Source organism: Bradyrhizobium macuxiense, assembly GCF_007993935.1.
Classification (GTDB): domain Bacteria; phylum Pseudomonadota; class Alphaproteobacteria; order Rhizobiales; family Xanthobacteraceae; genus Bradyrhizobium; species Bradyrhizobium macuxiense_A.
The window spans coordinates 39,045-55,601 of sequence record NZ_VITY01000020.1; the positions used below are offsets into that span (position 1 = coordinate 39,045).

The 16,557-nt window shown below is 58.5% G+C and carries 13 protein-coding genes; all 13 read right to left on the bottom strand.

Going from position 1 to position 16,557, the window contains the following annotated elements:
* Window positions 1-244 precede the first annotated feature (244 nt).
* Entirely contained in the window at window positions 245-1,924 is a 1,680-nt protein-coding gene (locus tag FBZ93_RS36615) for a methyl-accepting chemotaxis protein (RefSeq protein ID WP_146992253.1), read from the bottom strand.
* 291 nt (window positions 1,925-2,215) lie between these two features.
* The gene (locus tag FBZ93_RS36620) at window positions 2,216-3,850 is read right to left on the bottom strand and encodes a thiamine pyrophosphate-binding protein (protein WP_146992254.1); all 1,635 of its coding nucleotides are present in this window, start codon (window positions 3,848-3,850) and stop codon (window positions 2,216-2,218) included.
* 110 nt (window positions 3,851-3,960) lie between these two features.
* Window positions 3,961-5,073 (bottom strand): 3-isopropylmalate dehydrogenase, encoded by a 1,113-nt coding sequence (gene leuB / locus FBZ93_RS36625; protein ID WP_146992255.1) that lies wholly within the window; start codon window positions 5,071-5,073, stop codon window positions 3,961-3,963.
* Complete coding sequence (gene leuD / locus FBZ93_RS36630; RefSeq protein WP_146992256.1) at window positions 5,070-5,711, bottom strand: 3-isopropylmalate dehydratase small subunit; 642 nt, start codon at window positions 5,709-5,711, stop codon at window positions 5,070-5,072. Before leuD ends, leuB begins: the two co-directional genes overlap by 4 nt.
* The gene (gene leuC, locus FBZ93_RS36635; protein WP_146992257.1) at window positions 5,708-7,117 is read right to left on the bottom strand and encodes a 3-isopropylmalate dehydratase large subunit; all 1,410 of its coding nucleotides are present in this window, start codon (window positions 7,115-7,117) and stop codon (window positions 5,708-5,710) included. The genes leuD and leuC overlap by 4 nt, the downstream gene beginning before the upstream one ends.
* Before the next feature lie 127 nt (window positions 7,118-7,244).
* Window positions 7,245-8,084 (bottom strand): SDR family NAD(P)-dependent oxidoreductase, encoded by an 840-nt coding sequence (locus FBZ93_RS36640; protein WP_146992258.1) that lies wholly within the window; start codon window positions 8,082-8,084, stop codon window positions 7,245-7,247.
* 13 nt (window positions 8,085-8,097) lie between these two features.
* The gene (locus tag FBZ93_RS36645; RefSeq protein WP_146992259.1) at window positions 8,098-9,327 is read right to left on the bottom strand and encodes an ABC transporter substrate-binding protein; all 1,230 of its coding nucleotides are present in this window, start codon (window positions 9,325-9,327) and stop codon (window positions 8,098-8,100) included.
* Between the two features lie 363 nt (window positions 9,328-9,690).
* A complete protein-coding gene (locus tag FBZ93_RS36650; protein ID WP_146992260.1) occupies window positions 9,691-10,578 on the bottom strand; it encodes a VOC family protein in 888 nt (295 codons plus the stop codon).
* A gap of 92 nt (window positions 10,579-10,670) precedes the next feature.
* The gene (locus tag FBZ93_RS36655) at window positions 10,671-11,453 is read right to left on the bottom strand and encodes an SDR family oxidoreductase (protein WP_146992393.1); all 783 of its coding nucleotides are present in this window, start codon (window positions 11,451-11,453) and stop codon (window positions 10,671-10,673) included.
* 39 nt (window positions 11,454-11,492) lie between these two features.
* Complete coding sequence (locus tag FBZ93_RS36660) at window positions 11,493-12,260, bottom strand: alpha/beta fold hydrolase (RefSeq protein WP_146992261.1); 768 nt, start codon at window positions 12,258-12,260, stop codon at window positions 11,493-11,495.
* Between the two features lie 205 nt (window positions 12,261-12,465).
* Entirely contained in the window at window positions 12,466-13,689 is a 1,224-nt protein-coding gene (locus FBZ93_RS36665; protein WP_146992262.1) for a cytochrome P450, read from the bottom strand.
* A gap of 19 nt (window positions 13,690-13,708) precedes the next feature.
* Window positions 13,709-14,656 (bottom strand): PDR/VanB family oxidoreductase, encoded by a 948-nt coding sequence (locus FBZ93_RS36670; protein ID WP_146992263.1) that lies wholly within the window; start codon window positions 14,654-14,656, stop codon window positions 13,709-13,711.
* Between the two features lie 378 nt (window positions 14,657-15,034).
* Window positions 15,035-16,258, bottom strand: coding sequence for an ABC transporter substrate-binding protein (locus FBZ93_RS36675; RefSeq protein WP_167529386.1), 1,224 nt, complete (start codon window positions 16,256-16,258; stop codon window positions 15,035-15,037).
* Between the last annotated feature and the right edge of the window lie 299 nt (window positions 16,259-16,557).

The following is a 16,557-nucleotide window of genomic DNA, read 5'->3' on the forward strand; positions in this document are numbered from 1 at the left end:
TCGAGACCATTCAGGTGGGCTGATTTGGCCGCCTTGTGTTCCTTGGTGGGCCCATTGCTTGTCAGTCATCGAATCTTAGCAATCGATCCTGAAAGACGATCAGACCCGCTCGCCCTCTCGGACAGCTTTGACGAGCCCGACAGGCGTCACAATTGACTGGTACGATCTTCGGATCCCCCGCCTGGACGGGGTCGCGCCTTTACTTCGATATCTTTCTTGCGGCTTTCGGATTTCCCGGGCCGCGTCACGCCGCCCGAACAGTGTCGAGGAACTGCGACACTTCAAGCTTGAGGCGATTGCTGTCGGTTGAGAGGGACTGCGCCGCACTCAGCACCTGTGAAGACGCCGTGCCAGTTTCGGTCGCCCCTCGCTGTACATCAGTGATGTTGGTCGAGACTTGCTCGGTTCCCTGCGCGGCTTGTTGTACGTTCCGCGAGATTTCTTGTGTTGCTGCACCTTGCTCTTCGACTGCGGCAGCGATCGTCGAAGATATTTCGGCCAGTTGACTGATCGTCCCGCTGATCTGTTGGATCGCCTTGACGGAATCTTGGGTCGCGGCCTGGATACCAGAGATCTGCTGACCGATCTCGCCGGTCGCCTTGGCAGTCTGCTCAGCCAGTGCCTTCACTTCCGACGCCACCACCGCGAAGCCGCGGCCAGCCTCGCCGGCCCGCGCCGCCTCGATCGTGGCGTTGAGCGCGAGCAGGTTGGTCTGCCCCGCTATTGTATTGATTAACTCGACGACATCCCCGATTCGCGTAGCGGCTCTCGACAGCTCGCTCACGCGATCATTGGTGACGTCGGCCTGCTTGACGGCCTCGCTCGCGATTCGAGCCGATTCCTGCACTTGACGGCTGATCTCGTTAACCGAGGACGACAGCTCTTCTGTAGCCGACGCGACCGATTGCACATTTGCCGACGCCTCTTCCGAAGCTGCAGCGACCATAGTGGCGCGCTCCTGGGCGCGCTCGGCGGTCGAGGTCAGAGTTGATGCCGAAGCTTCGAGCTCGGTCGAGGCTGACGAAACGGTCTGGATGATCTCCCCAACGGCCCCCTCGAAGGCATCGGCAAGTTGGACCATGTCTGCCTTGCGCTGTGCGACGGCACGTTGTTCGGCCTCTTTCTGCTCCCCTTCCATGCGACGGACGCGGAGACCGTTCTCCTTGAAAACCAGAAGGGCCTTTGCCATGGCACCGATTTCGTCGTGACGCTCGGTATAGGCGATCTTGGCATCGAGATTGCCGTCGGCGATTTCGCTCATCATGCGGGTCATCCGCTGCAGTGGCGTCGTGACGCGCACGAAGATGAAGAGACCAGCCAGCCCACCAATCAAAATTGCCACGCTCGCGGTCACAAACGTTGCAAGTCGCGCGGAACCATAAGTCTGCTGAGCATCCGCGACGGCGCGTTCGGCACCCTTGTTGTTCAAGTCGACATCGGAATCAAGAACAGCCAATGCCTCATCAAACGTCTTGACGCACTCGGTATTAAACAACTCTACGGCAGCCGTCGTGTTTCCCGCAGCCATGGCGTCGAGCGACCTCTTCTGCGTGACAAGGTACGCCTGCCATTTGTCCTTGAAATCCGCCCAAATCTTGCTCTCCTCAGGAGACGCGATCAGCGCTTCATACGCCTTGAAATCTCGACCCAACATCCGATCGTACTCTGCCGCCTGTACACCGATCGCGCGACGCTGCTCGGCGACAGACGTCATGACCGCACGCCCCGCAGCCAAGCGGAGCCGAGTTACCAAAAACTTGATCTCGCTGAGAGCCCTGACCGATGGCAGCCAGTTTGTCGCCAGATCCTCCGCATTCGCGTTGACTGCCTGGGTTTTCGAAATTCCGAGCCAACCCTGAACGGCGAGCAGGACAAGGAGGGTCGAGAGAACACCTAGAAGGGCAGTTTTGAGCGTGACGCGCATGTTCGAATCCAATCAGGTGACGTATAACGCTCTCGATCATATATTTTCGAAAATTTACATATTACTTATTCAGGGGTCTGTAGAAATACGGATTGCTTCGATACGGTCATCATCCAGGCCGGCTGTCACATAGCGCGACGCGCGCCGGTGAGTGCTTGCCAACGACAAGTTGTTGCTGGGCTCTTTCTTGGTACGAGAACCTAGTCGGCCGGCCGCAGGAGTAACGCAGGCTTACCGTGAGCTGGACAGATACAGCCTGAGACAATCTTAGGTTTCAGTGATCAGCCGCGCCTAACGATCCGGATCGAGCTTGAGGTCAATTAAGAGCGGCTTATTTCTTGTCTTTATTGCCTCAGCTACAGCCAGCAGATCGTTTTCGGCCCTTACCGTCAATCCCTTGCCGCCAAGTACGTTCGCTACCGAGGCAAAATCCGGCCAATCGAAAATCGACAGACTGGGATCCAAGTCCTTCGCACGAAACTGGACGTGCTCCGCTCCATAACTTCCATCATTGCACACCACGACGATCAAATCGAGTTGGTACCGAACGGCAGTATTAAATTCGGCCATTCCCCCAAGCATGAACCCGCCGTCGCCCGAAAACAGGACCACGGGCTTGCCCGGCACGGCCTTCGCTACACCGATTGCCTGCGACATCCCTAGGCCAACCGCTCCAAAGTGACTTGGAAGCATGAACGAGTGAACGTCCGGCGCATCAATTAATCGAAATACGGCAAGGGCAAACCGGCCAATATCCGTTACGAGAAAGCGGTCCTCGGGAAGAAGCTTATTAAACTGCAAGAGAGTGTCGGTGATCTCGATCGCGCTATCGGAGCTCTTGCTTTTACCTGACTTCTCTCCAGGCGTATAATTCCGCAGCCTTCGCTTTATGTCCTCGTTGCGGAAACCGGAACTCGGAATCTCCGCTTCATCCAACCAATGCAATATGGTCTCGGCCACAAGCACCGTGTCACCGACCAGGCCTGCGTCGGGAGAGGCGAAATTGCCGACCTCCGCTTGCTCATCACAAACCTGAATGACACGCTTGCCCTTCAAGAACACACCACCTGACGTCGTATATTTGTTAAGGCTTGCTCCAAACGCAATGACGCAGTCTGCTTCCATTATCAGGTCGACGGCAACAGGTGTACTCAACGTACCGAAGAGACCAATATTGAAATCTTGATCCCGGAATAAGTCCTTCCCCTTGAGCGATGTGGCTAGCAGGGCCCCCGTCCGCTCGGCAAGACGCAGAAGAGCCGATCTCGCCTCGGAGCTCGATGCGCCATAGCCTGCCAAGACGATCGGCCTTTTGGCAGCAGCGATGATGCCAATCGCATTGTCAAGGTCGGTGCCGGTCGGAACGAGGCCTCGCTTTTCTGACACTTTGAAGCGAACAGGACTATACGTGATATCGACCTGCTGCATATCAATGGGCATGTTGAGGACGACTGGACGACGCTCAACGATCGCGCGTCGCAACGCTATCGATACGCCGTGCGCCATCGTCCTCGCCGAGCGGAGCTGCTCGAAGCCGGCGCCCGTCGCAACGACGATATCGCGTTGGGATATATCCTGAATGTTTTCTCGATCCTCAGCTGCTGTGTCACCACACATCACGACGAGTGGAACGCGGCCCTTCACGGCCTCTACCAAGGTCGTACAGATATTGGTGAGCCCTGGACCATGGGTAACAGTTGCGACCCCGATTCTCCCCGAAGCATTCGCATACCCAATCGCCATGGAGGTGGCATTCGCCTCATTGGTAGCCGCGATATAGTTGCCACCATGCTCGCGGACAAAACTGTCGACGAAAAACAAGTTGGCATCGCCTATCAGGCCGAAGATCGTGTCCACGCCATTGTCGATGAGCGCCTTCGCAAGAACGGAGTGCCCTTTGATCAACTTATTTTCCAACGCAGCCATCTCTGTATCCCATCGTCTCTAGCGTCACTAGCTCTGGCCACTCGCTTGAGCCGGTGCTCGTGACGGAACGGCACACCCGCAAGTTCACGCGCGTGGCCTTTGGCTTGTAATCAGTTCAGGAGCGATGTCAGTTCTGATGCAACGGCGTCTCCCATCTCCCTCGTCGAGACATACGTTCTGCCGACGGCTATGTCGATCGTACGCGCTCCGGCTTCGAGTGCATCGGACACGGCACGCTCGACAAGATCTGCTTCTTCCGGCATGCCAAGCGAAAACCGCAGCATCATCGCGACGCTCAAGATCGATCCGATTGGATTGGCCAGGCCCTTGCCCGCGATATCGGGAGCGCTGCCATGCACCGGCTCGTAGAGAGCTCCACGTCGCCCGTCGGCGCGAACAGCCCCGAGCGAGGCGGACGGTAGCATTCCCAACGAGCCGGTGACCATTGCAGCAGAATCCGAGAGAATATCGCCGAACAGGTTGTCGGTAAGCAGCACGTCGAACTGTGCGGGCGCTCGCACCAATTGCATTGCGCAGTTGTCGACGAGCATATGGGTCAACTCCACATCGGGGTATTGATTATCATGAACAGCCTGAACCTCTTCACGCCAGAGCTGGCCGGCCTCCATGACGTTTTCCTTCGCAACGGAGCACACTCGTCCCTTTCGCGTACGCGCAATATCAAATGCGAAGCGCGCAATACGCTGAATTTGCGACGACGTGTAAATGTGCGTATTGACCCCGCGCCGCTCGCCGCCCGGAAGCGTTTCGACACCTCGCGGTTCACCAAAATAGATTCCGCCCAGGAGCTCACGCACGATGATCAAATCAACGCCTTTGAGAACGCGTGGTTTGAGAGACGACGCTTCGTAGAGAGCAGGCGCCGTCTTGATCGGCCGCAGATTGACGAAAACGTCGAGGCTGCGGCGCACCGCGAGCAAACTATCCGTCCTATGCATTTCGGGAGGCAACGGTTGTGCCGGGCCGCCGATGGCACCGAAAAGTACGGCATCCGCCTCGGCCATCGCGACACGCGTCGGCTCGGGCCACATCCTGCCGCGCTTTTCGTACGCCTCGACACCGTAGTCTCCATCCACGAGCTTCATCGGCAGCGAGCGTTTTTCGGCGACGAGGGCCAGGACGCGACGACCCTCCGCCGTCACCTCCGGGCCGATGCCATCTCCGCCGACGATGGCAACACTTCGATTGTCAGAAGGTGTCACGACAGTACCTCCACAGACTCATAGATCCACGGCCGGCGCCAGCGATCACGCGCCTGGAAAGCCGCTATTTCTGCTTCTCGCTTGAGGGTGAGGCTGAGGTCGTCCGCCTCGACCCCGTCCAGCAGAGCCTGCCGCCGCAGCGGCGGCGTCTCAAAGGTATATTCCCTGCCGCCCGGAGACACGACGAACTGACGCTCAAGATCGACCGTAACGGACGTCCCCCCACTATCCGGCCTCAGCTCGGAAATGATCTCTTCGATCGACGTGCGAGGCAGCACGATAGGGAGCAAGCCGTTTTGAAAGCAATTGTTGTAGAAGATCTGGCCAAAACTCGGCGCCAGCACGGCCTTGAGGCCCATTCCCATCATGGCCCACACCGCGCCTTCGCGCGAAGATCCACACCCGAAATTCGCGCCGGCCAGGAGAACCTCCGATTGGCGATAGGGTTCCTGGTTAAGAATGAAATCCGGGTTCTCGGAGCCGTCCGGTAAATAACGAAGGAGCTCGAAACACCAATGTCCCAAATCCGCGTGCCCCATCAAACCGACCAGTCTTTCGATCCGAATGATGATGTCGGTGTCGATATTGTCGCGCAGAAACGGGGCCGCTGTGGCGGTCAGTACGCCAAAAGGCTTCATGTCAGTTCCTCAAACTTTCGGACGTCGGCGATATGCCCGGCAATAGCAGCCGCGGCAGCCATTGCCGGGCTCGCAAGATGAGTGCGCGCCCCGGGCCCCTGACGACCCACAAAGTTGCGGTTCGAGGTCGAGACCGAACGTTGACCGGACGGAACCGTCTCGCCGTTGGCCGCGACGCACATCGAGCAGCCAGGCTCCCGCCATTCGAAGCCAGCATCTCTAAAGACGTGGTCGAGGCCTTCGGCCTCCGCTTGACGCTTGACTGATTCCGATCCTGGTACGACCCAGGCCCGCACAGTCGAGGCCACTTTGCGCCCGCGCGCCACCTTGGCCGCCGATCGGAGGTCGGAAATCCGGCTGTTCGCGCAGGAACCGATAAAGACCCAATCGACTGGCGTCCCTATGATCGGCCTGCCTGGTTGAAGGCCCATATATTTCAACGCCGCCGCGGCAGCCTCACGCTTGCCGGCATCCGCCAAGGTGGCGGTGTCGGGAATCATGCCATCGACTGGCAGAACCTGCTCCGGACTGGTGCCCCAAGTGACATGCGGCGCAACGTTGTCAACTTGGATCTCGACCTCGTGGTCAAACTCCGCGTCAGCATCCGAAGGCAGCGCTCGCCAATAGGCGATCGCGCGATCCCACAATTCGCCGGCCGGCGCGAACTTGCGTCCTTTCAGATAAGCAAAGGTCTTTTCATCGGGTGCGATCATACCAATCTTGGCACCCAATTCGATCGACAGATTGCAAATCGTCAACCGCTCTTCGATGCTCATGTTACGGATAGCGCTGCCAGCATATTCCACCGCGTAACCGGAGCCTCCGCCGACACCGATCGCACCAATCACGTGAAGCATCAAATCCTTGGCCGTCACGCCCACTGCCATGTCACCCTCGAGGTGCACGCGCATCGTCTTCGGCTGCGGCTGCACCAACGTCTGTGTCGCAAGCACATGAGTTACCTCCGTCGTTCCGATTCCGAAGGCCATGGCTCCGATCCCGCCATGCGTGCAGGTGTGGCTATCGCCGCAAACTAGCAGCGCACCCGGCAGGGTCAGTCCAAGCTCCGGTCCAATGACGTGCACGATTCCCTGCACCGGTTCGCCGATATCGAAGAGGCGAATGCCGGCAGAACGCGTGCCAGTGCGCAGACCCTCCAGGAGGCGCACTCCCACCCCCGAGGTGCCTGCGCGCCCCTTGGCCGTGGAAATGGCATGGTCTGCGGTCGCGAATGTGAGCTCGGGATTGCGGATGCGTAGTCCACGTTGCTCGACACTAAGTATCCCTCCCGGTCCGCCTAGGTCGTGCATGATGTGACGGTCAATGTGCAACAGATAGAAACTGTCCCCGAGATCGGCGAGCACGTGGTCGTCCCATATCTTCTGGAACATCGTTCGGCCGGGCATCTTTCGCCTCCCATGCACATCTGACTCACGAGGTCATCACGCGATTGGCATCGGTGGACGCCATTCTTGTCGCCCGCGACTCTACATACCGCGTCTCCATGCTTCGCTCGGGCGACGATCGGCTCCTTTAGGCTACGGCCGACCGATTCACCATAGGGCCGCTCTTGCAGGTTTTTCCCCCATCGACCGGTAAGTTAACTCCGGTGATATACAACGCTTCGTCCGACGCAAGAAACAGTCCCGCGTAGGCGACGTCGATCGGACATCCGGTCCGCGCCAAGGCCGGAGTGTCATCGAACTGCGCTCGCAGGCGCATGTCGGCTTCATAGCGCGGGCGTATGTTCTCCGTCAGGATGGGACCGGGTGCGATGGAATTTACACGGATCCAATGCGGCGCACCTTCCGTTGCAAGCTGCCGCGTCAGAGCTATCACACCGCCCTTGCCGGCTGCATGCGCGCTGGCACCCGTTCCTTCGCCGCCGAGCATGCCGGCAACTGACGCAATATTGATGATCGAGCCACCCTGTTGGGCGACCATGTGCGGCCAGACCGCCTTGGTAGGGAAGAATACGACGTCCAGCTCGCAGCGTAGAGTCTCCTGCCATTGCTGTGCTGTCATTTCGGAGAACGGCGCCATCCGCACGCTGGCGGCATTGTTGTAGAGCACGTCGACACGTCCGTGCTTGCGTACCGCCTCCGCGATCCAACTTATCGCCTGTTGCTCGGACGAGGCGTCGACCGTCGCGATCTCAATCGACAGGCCGCGTTGCGAGGCCAGACGCGCGGTCTCATCCAGCCCAACCGCATTCACATCGCTGCCAAGCACCTTGGCTCCGGCCTCGGCGAACAGGAGCGATACCGTTCGACCCATGCCGGCGCCTGCACCGGTAATCAAAGCCACCTTATCTTTCAGCCGACCGGCGCAAGGGCCGCGGCTTCCGATCTCCTCGACGGTAGCAACGCTCACAGAACTCTCCCGACTATTGATCTATGTCACCGGAGATGACGTCGCCGACTGGCTCCCATTCCTCTCCATTGAGGCGTATCATTTGCATTTGGCTCACGGGTGTGTAGTTGGTGGACGAGGTGTTGATCTTAATGCCAGGCAAGAGCACTTCGCTGCGAAAGTCCTTCAGGTTCGTCGCTTGCTTCATGACATTCTCGCGCGTCAGGACGTCACCACACTGCTTGAGCACCTGGACGAGCATTTGTGCCAAGCCGTAGCCAATCAGGGAATTGGAGTCACGCCTGTCGCCCTCTGGGAACGCTTTCGTCAGGAATTCATTGTAGGCCTTCATCCCAGGGTCGTTCTCCCAATGCCTGTCTTCGGGATCCTTCGAAATAGTGGCCGAGATGATGCCCTGAGCGTTCTCGAGCCCGGCTGGCTTGATAACGCCGCCCAACGACTTGGAGAAGCTGGCAAGAATATGCAGTGGCCGCCACTCGAAGGCCGCAACCCTCTTGATTGCCTGCGCGGCAAACTTCGGCGGCGCCAGGTCGATCAGTGTGTCTGCACCGGACGCCTTGAGCTTGGCGATATGGGTGTCGATCGTTGGCTCGGCGACATCGAAGCTTTCTTCCGCCACGATCATCGAGCCGGCCTTCTCGCCAAGAGCCTCCTTCAGGCCTTTGAGATAGTCCTTACCGCCGTCGTCGTTCTGGTAGAGCACGCCGATCCGGGCCAGCGGCTTCTCTTTCAATAGGTATTTGGCATGGATGCTCGCCTCGAGTCGATATGTGGGCAACCAACCCATCATAGTCCATGGAAAGTTGCGTGGATCCGCGAATCTTGAAGCGCCCGAGAACACGAATAGCTGCGGCACTCTCCTTGCGTTGAGGTATTTCTGGATCGCCGCATTTGAAGGCGTTCCAAATGGCGAGAACACAAACAGTACCTCGTCCCCCTCAACAAGCTTTCGCGCCTGTTCTACGGCCTTCGGAGGACTATAGGCGTCGTCATAGGTAATGAAGTTGATCTTGCGGCCGTCGATCCCACCAGCGCCATTGATCATCGCGAAATATGCCGCCTCGGCCCGACCGATGGCCCCTCCAGCGGACGCCGCTCCGGAATAGGGCATGATGTTGCCGATCTTGATCTCCGCATCCGTTGCGCCGGTCTCGTATCTTGTTTGCGCGCTGCCAGATGTCACAGCGCTCATCAAGGGCACCGACACGAACGTGATGCATGCCATTCGTGAGATCAGCTTCATTTGTCTTTGCTCCCGCGTATTCCTGAGGAAGGGCAGTCAAGACTAAAGATGGCCAGAGCTTATTGCATACCCGCAGTTTCGTGCCGCTTTCGCCTTGCAAGCCAGAACATCACGTATCTGATTGATTCAGAGGTGCTCTGCGCCGTCCAATCATCTTTTTGACCGATCGACGGAGCTACCGATCTCGTCCGAATGCGGGGTTTCGGAGCATCCTCCTCGTCGCTCACGATCAGATCGCCCCAATCAACTAGACGCAGCCGTCGCCGCGGTTCTCGCCGTATGGCTGGGCGACGGCGAGCGCTCCGAGAAATATCTTCGCGTGACGCTGCCGATCGGCGGGCAGTTCGGTGCGGCGGCGGCTCGTTAGTCCAGAAAATCTGCAGGCGGGAGTGCGCCCCACACCGCCAACCGATCTTTACCAAACTTCCAATCTCTCGGTCGTTGCGGGTCGTCCCTATGCCAAGGGCGAGGGTCGAAATAGCCGTTCGCTTCGTCAGACATCTGGTCCAGCTCAGTGAAGATTTCGACCATGTAGCCATCCGGCGCACGATGATAGACATGGAGATTGTGACCGGGACCGGCGCGCCCGGGCCCATAAACTATGTCGATATCATGGGCGCCAAGAACTTCGCAGGCGTCCATCAGGCTTGCTCGATCCTGCACTTCAAACGCTATGTGGTGAAGGCCGGTTCGTGGACGACCAAGGAAGTTCAACGAATGATGATCTGCTCCGCATCTGAGGAATACAAAGGACCCCTCAACGGAATCAGAATACCGAAATCCCAAAACGTCTTTGTAGAATTCAATCAGCGGATCGAGGCCCTGCGTACAGGACGCAACATGGCCGAGCTTTACGGGATTCACGCCGCCTCGCCCGGGCTGCTGAGCCTGGTTTGTCACCGAGCTGAAAATGTCAATGGTCACGTCATCGGGCCCAGTGAAACTCCGCGTCGCCGGAATTCCGGGATAGAACCCCGTCTGCGTCGCCGGTGATATTCCATCGTCACGAAGAATGCGGTCGACATCCGACAATTCCATATTGGAATCCACCTGCAAACAGATGCGGCGCAGTCGTGCAGCAGGCCCTTTCTGGAGCGTGACGGCTAAAGTGCCCGCTTGTGTCCCGAGGTTAACGGCGGAGCCGTCTCTACCGAGTTCAACCAGTCCAATGACACGTTCGTAGTACGCAACCTCCCGCAGAACATCGGGAGATTCCATGACGATATGGCTGAGACGTTTGACAGGTAGCAATTTAGACTCCTCTTGCGTTAGTGAAACGATCCCGCCCCGCGCTTGGCTGCGTTAAGTGTCTCTAAAAGGCAAATGGCGCGCTAGCCTGCCCGTCAGATCAATCCCGAGTACGAGCCGCCGTCCAGTTGCAGGTTCTGTCCGGTGATGAAACCAGCGTGAACGCCGCACAGGAACGCGCACGCCGTAGCGAATTCTTCTGGCCGGCCGAACCGTCGCGCAGCAATCGTGTCTGCCATCCGACGGCGGGCTTCATCGTAGGTGATGCCTTTCTCGTCCATCAACCGCCGTGCCATGAATTCTTGGCGAGGCGTATCGATGCGTTCGGGTAACAGGTTGTTTATGGTGACGTTGTCTTCAATGACGTCCCGAGAGATGGCCTTGCATGCGGCCGTCAGAGCGGTCCTTGCGGCGGTTGAGAGAGCCATCATGTAGAGGGGCGATTTCACCATTGCGGATGTGATGTTCACAATGCGTCCGAATTTTCTGGCCCGCATGCCCGGGATTACCGACCGCATCAACAACAAGGCCGGAATCATATTGGCATCGAACGCCCCGATCCAAGCCTCGCGATCCCAGTTCTCCAGTCTTCCCGGCGGCGGTCCCGCATTATTGTTGACCAAAATATCGGGATCCGGACAAGCTTCGATGAGCGCGGCGCGCCCGGGGTCTGTCGTTATGTCGGCGACCACGGTTAGGCACGCTCGGTCGGACGATGCCGCCGCTACCGTCTCGCGCGCCGCCTCGAGTTTTTCCGCGTTGCGACCATTGATCACGACCTGGACTCCCTCCTGAGCCAGTGCCACGGCGCAAGCGAGCCCCAACCCTTGGGAAGAAGCACACACGATGGCCTTTCGACCTGAAATTCGTAGATCCATGGTCACTTTTCCGTTGAGCTTTCGCAGCAATCCGGCTTGCTATTCAGCCGCGTCTGAACTCGCCGGCCGCGCGATAGCGCCCTCCCGCAGCAACAGTTCGGCCATTTCCTTCGCGTGTGTAACGATTGCGTTGTGACCGCCATTGAATTCGAGCACGCGCCAGTCCGGCTGCTTCCTTGCATATCCGACGCTGCTGGCGGCGAATGGCAAGCGAGGCGATACACATTCGACGTAGGTCACGGGCAAGCCGTTGGCGAGGGGGTTGACGAGCGGCAACGTCGAACGATTCACGCTCAACGGCTGCGGCGTCAGAAAGCGATTGAGCCAAGCTACCTGCTCCGGGTCCTGCACTCCAAAAACGGTCGCGCAGGGAGGGGGGAGACTGATCCCGCCGTCGAAATCGAATGAGGTTTTTGTAAACGTCTTCTGCATTTCCTCGGGGAGAGCATCGAAAAAACTGCGGCCATCCGGCGCTAACCCGCCATCGATGTAGATCAACCGGCGCAACCGCTCGGGGATGCGGTCCGCCACTCCACTATTCGATCGGCCACCATAGCTGTGACCGACGAGCACGACATCGTTCAGATCTTCGCTGAGGATCAAATTCACGATGTCGAGCACGAAGGTTTCCATTGTAATCTTGTCCGACATCAAATGCCGGCGCTCGCCGAGGCCGGTCTGGGTCGGCGTATATACCTCGTGACCGGCTGCGCGCAGCAGTCGCGCAAGTGGTTTCCAGCACCAACCTCCGTGATATGCGCCATGTACCAGCACGAAGGTTGGAGGGAGCGCGGCAGATAGAGCCATCTTGGTCTCCGGTTAGGATTAGAATTCGATAAACTTTCCACAGACTTTCAACGAGCAACTGCGGATCGAGGCACCACGCTTGCCGCCGGATGACACCGGACAAGGACTCATCTTTGATCGAACAAATTCGAGGCGACTTACTGGGTTCACCATTCGACCCGCGCCGGCAATCGAATTCGCAGGCGCGATCGGCTAGAGGTGACATTTAGGCGGGAATGAGCCGCACAGGCAGCGTCTTCCACCCCCTCAACGTGTTGTTCAAATGCGGCTTTGGCTCACCCGAGGGTTCGATCCGTGCAACCCGTCGCGCAAGCTCGTGCAACACGACTTCCGCTTCCAGCCGTGCAACATGCTGCCCGACGCAACGATGAATTCCCATTCCGAAGCCCACGTGACCCGACGGGTCCCTATTGAGGTCGAATTGGTCGGGATTGTCCCATCGTCGCGGATCACGGTTCGCCGCACCAAGGAACATGAGTATTTTCTCCCCCTCGGGTATCTTCGTCCCGGCGACACCAATGTCCCGTGTGGCTGTGCGGAAGAATGTCTGGACCGGCGATGCCCAGCGAACAGCTTCATCGAACGCGACCCGCGCGCGCGTCGGCTCTGCGCGCAGAAGCTCCCATTGTCGGGGCGCAGACAAAAATGCGTCGATGATTGCGCCCAGCGCATGCACCGTCGTGTCAAGTCCTGCGATGAGCAGAGATCTTATGACTCCCGCCGCTTGCGCGGCGGTGAGATCCCCCTCATCGGTCTTCGCCCAGATGCGGGCTCCCAGACCGTCGGGACGAAGCGACTCTCGGCTGCCTTGCTGACCCATCCATCCGACCAGCTTGGTGAAAGCCGCTCTCCCGTTTTCAACGAGCGCGTTGTTGGGTCCGAAGGAATTGAAGTTGTGGTCCGAATAGAGCAGCAGGTTCTCACGCCCCTCTTCCGGTATGCCCATCGCCTCGGGAAATACCTTCAAGGGAAATGCCTCCGCGAGGTCGGCTACCGCGTCTATCACCTCGCGATTCAAGAGTTCCTCGACCATGATTTCCGCGGTGCGCGCCCAACCATCCCTGAAACCTGTCAGCATACGAGGACCGAGCGCCTGTTCGAGCGCATGCCGGGGGGCATCGTGGATCGGGGGGTCGAGCTCCAGGATCGCGCTGGGCGGACGCCGGTAGGGTGTCTCGTGGCGGGGGTTAAACAGCCCAACACCGTTGCCGGATTCGAAACCTTGCCAGTTGACTAACGCCGCGCGCACTTCCTCAAAGCGGCCCATAGCATAGACGTTGTGGCTGGACAGATAGACGACGGGTCCCGCCTCTCGGAGCGCGTGTTGAAATTCGAACGGGCTGCTCAACACCGCTTCGCTGAACGGGTCGTCAACAAGGATGGGCGGCTCATGCCCAGAGCTCGGAACGAGTTGACTCAGTCGCGCCATTGCGGTGCTCCTTGGAATCTCAGAGATCGATGACCAGCCTGTCCGAGGCCGCCCTCGAGACACAGGGATAGAACGACAGGTTGCGCTCCCGCTCAGTATCGCTCAAGATCGAGTCCCGGTGGTCGGGAACTCCGCTGAGGACCGTAGTTTCGCAGGTCCCGCACAGCCCCTCGCGGCACGAAGCAAGCAATGGTGCGCCAGCTTTGAGGATGGCATTGAGCACGCTTTCACCGGGCTCGACGGTCAGCACCTTTCCGCTGCGCGCGAGTTCGACCTCGTAAGCGGTAGAGCGCGCCGGGCTAGTCTGCACCTTCGCGGTGAAACGCTCTCTTCGGAGCGCACCGGTCGGAAGAGAACGACAGAACTGTTCTAGTGCATCGATCATCGATGTCGGCCCACAGCAATAGACCTTGGCTCCTTGCCGCAGGTTTGAGACCGCGGCACCAAGGTCAAAGCGTCCCTGCGTGTCTCGAGACCTGATCACGACTCGGTCACCGTATGACTGCAGCCGATCGATGAATGCCATCGAAGACAGTTGCCGGCCGCTGTAGAGTAAGGTCCATGGCGCTTCCATCTTCGCTGCATGCTCGATCATCGGGAGCAGCGGCGTAATGCCAATTCCTCCGGCGACGAAGAGATAGCTATCCGCAGGCACGAGCCTGAAATTGTTGCGCGGCCCCCCCATTTGCACGAGGTCGCCGACTTGTAGCTGCCGGTGGATGAATTCAGACCCGCCGCGGCTGTTTGGCTCCAACAGCACGGCAATCTCGTACGACATCGCGTCCCAGCGATTTCCACAGAGCGAGTATTGACGAGTGAGGCCGTTTGAAAGATTCAGGTCGATATGTGCTCCGGGTGCCCAGTCCGGGAGGCGTACGCCACGCGGATCAACCAGACGGAGTCTGACGACGCCCTCCGCGACGAGCTCTTTCTGTTCCACGCATAACGCAGCGCGACCGCCATTCATAGCGAGGCTCCGACGGCACGGAATTGGTGAGATCCATCGCACGCACTCGAACTTTGGGTTTGGCTGGATCGCGCGATGGCAGCAGTCCACCGGCGATGAGAAAATGCGCGCATATCGGCGCCGTCGCCTAGAAACACTATATCCTCCCACCGATTCCGCTCTTGTCGTGAACAGAGCTTAGTCTTCAGGGATCATCCGAAACATGCCCGCGCCGCAATAGACTATTTCCTCGCCTGAACGAATGGACGGCGCCCCTCGCCCTACTTCGGCTATACCGAATCCGTCACTTGGAGCTACGACACTCGAGTCCATGCGCCGATGGCACAGACTCGAGCCGAGGAGCGCACAACAGGATCGTTTCACTAACGCAGACGCACGCTATTCGCGTTGAGCGTCTCTACTGAGAAGGTCGCCGAAAAGCTCCCATTTCTCACCCTTGAAACGCTGCATACGGAGCTGCGTGATCGGAGCGTAGGACGTCGCGCTCGTGTTAATCTTTACTCCGGGCAGCAGAGTGTCGGGTGCATAGTCTCTCAAGCTCGCCGCCTGCTTCATGACGTTGGCACGGGTCAGATCGTCGCCGCACATTTCGAGGACCTTAACGAGCGTCTGAGACACTCCGTAGCCATGAATGATGCCGCCATCGGTCTTGTCCGCACCCGGCATATATTTGTCCAAGAAGTCGTACACCCTTTTCATTCCCGGATCGTCGTTCCACTGCGGGTCAGAGCCATCCTTGGCGTAGGCCGCAGACAAGACGCCCTGCGCATTTTCGAACCCGGCCGGCTTCATGACGCTGCTGACGAAGGATGCTCCGTTGTTGATGATTTGGAGCGGCTTCCAACCGAGCTCGGCCGTTCTCTTGATGGCTTGCGCGCCGAACTTGATCGTCGCGAAAATCATCAACACCTCGGGGTTTGCCGCCTTAAGCTTGATGATGTGCGAGTCGATCGATGGCTCGGACGCCTCATAACTTTCTTCCATGATGATGTTCGATGCCTTCGGCCCGAGCCCTTCTTTGACGCCCCTCAGATACTCCTTTCCGAAATCATCGTTCTGATAAAGAATTCCGATCTTGGCGTCTGGCTTTTCCTTCGTCAGCCACTTGGCATAGATTTGGGCTTCGGTCTGAAAGTCCAATAGAAAGCCCATGGTCCAGGGAAAGTTGTTCGGGTCATCCCACTTCTTGGCGCCGCTAGCGATGAAGAGCTGCGGGACCTTTTTGATATTGAGGTATTTCTGGATTGCGGTGTTGGTTGGAGTGCCGATCGAGCTAAATACGGCCAACACTTCGTCACTTTCGACAAGTTTGCGAACCTGCTCAACTGTCTTGGGCGGAGAATAGCCGTCGTCATAGCTGATGAATTTGATCTTTCGGCCGTTGATACCGCCCCTGTCGTTGATCATCTTGAAAAACGCTTCTTCCGTTTTCCCGATCACGCCATAGGACGAGGCTGGACCGCTGTAGGGCGAGGTATTGCCGATCTTGATCTCGGTATCGGTAGCGCCGGCGTCGTATTTTGGTTGGGCGAATGTTACGCTCGTAACGAACACGGTGGTCGCTACGGCGAGAAGGATACACCGCAGAGTCCTCTCAATCATTTTCATGGCTCCTTGCTAGGGTTTCAAAATGCTTTCGGTAATTCACGATTCACGCTCGTCGGCGATCGCGATCTGCCTGGCACCACGCGGCCTTGAGCCGGATAGCGAGCAGCACGAGCGCACCGATCGGCGCACGCCACAGCGCGGCTGGAAGTGCCTTCCACGGTGTCCAACCAGAGGAGGATGAGAGCGGAAGCGGCAGTCGAGCCAGGCATTCGGCTGACGCCACCGACCGCCATGCCAGGGGCTTCCTCATTTGGGGCGCTTCTGGGCACCGAACGGCAGCCCCGAGACCATGA

Coding starts and splice junctions, on each gene's coding strand:
- FBZ93_RS36615 (WP_146992253.1), bottom strand. CDS start 1,924: ATGCGCGTCACGCTCAAAACTGCCCTTCTAGGTGTTCTCTCGACCCTC.
- FBZ93_RS36620 (WP_146992254.1), bottom strand. CDS start 3,850: ATGGCTGCGTTGGAAAATAAGTTGATCAAAGGGCACTCCGTTCTTGCG.
- leuD (WP_146992256.1), bottom strand. CDS start 5,711: ATGAAGCCTTTTGGCGTACTGACCGCCACAGCGGCCCCGTTTCTGCGC.
- leuC (WP_146992257.1), bottom strand. CDS start 7,117: ATGCCCGGCCGAACGATGTTCCAGAAGATATGGGACGACCACGTGCTC.
- FBZ93_RS36645 (WP_146992259.1), bottom strand. CDS start 9,327: ATGAAGCTGATCTCACGAATGGCATGCATCACGTTCGTGTCGGTGCCC.
- FBZ93_RS36655 (WP_146992393.1), bottom strand. CDS start 11,453: ATGGATCTACGAATTTCAGGTCGAAAGGCCATCGTGTGTGCTTCTTCC.
- FBZ93_RS36660 (WP_146992261.1), bottom strand. CDS start 12,260: ATGGCTCTATCTGCCGCGCTCCCTCCAACCTTCGTGCTGGTACATGGC.
- FBZ93_RS36665 (WP_146992262.1), bottom strand. CDS start 13,689: ATGGCGCGACTGAGTCAACTCGTTCCGAGCTCTGGGCATGAGCCGCCC.
- FBZ93_RS36670 (WP_146992263.1), bottom strand. CDS start 14,656: ATGAATGGCGGTCGCGCTGCGTTATGCGTGGAACAGAAAGAGCTCGTC.
- FBZ93_RS36675 (WP_167529386.1), bottom strand. CDS start 16,258: ATGATTGAGAGGACTCTGCGGTGTATCCTTCTCGCCGTAGCGACCACC.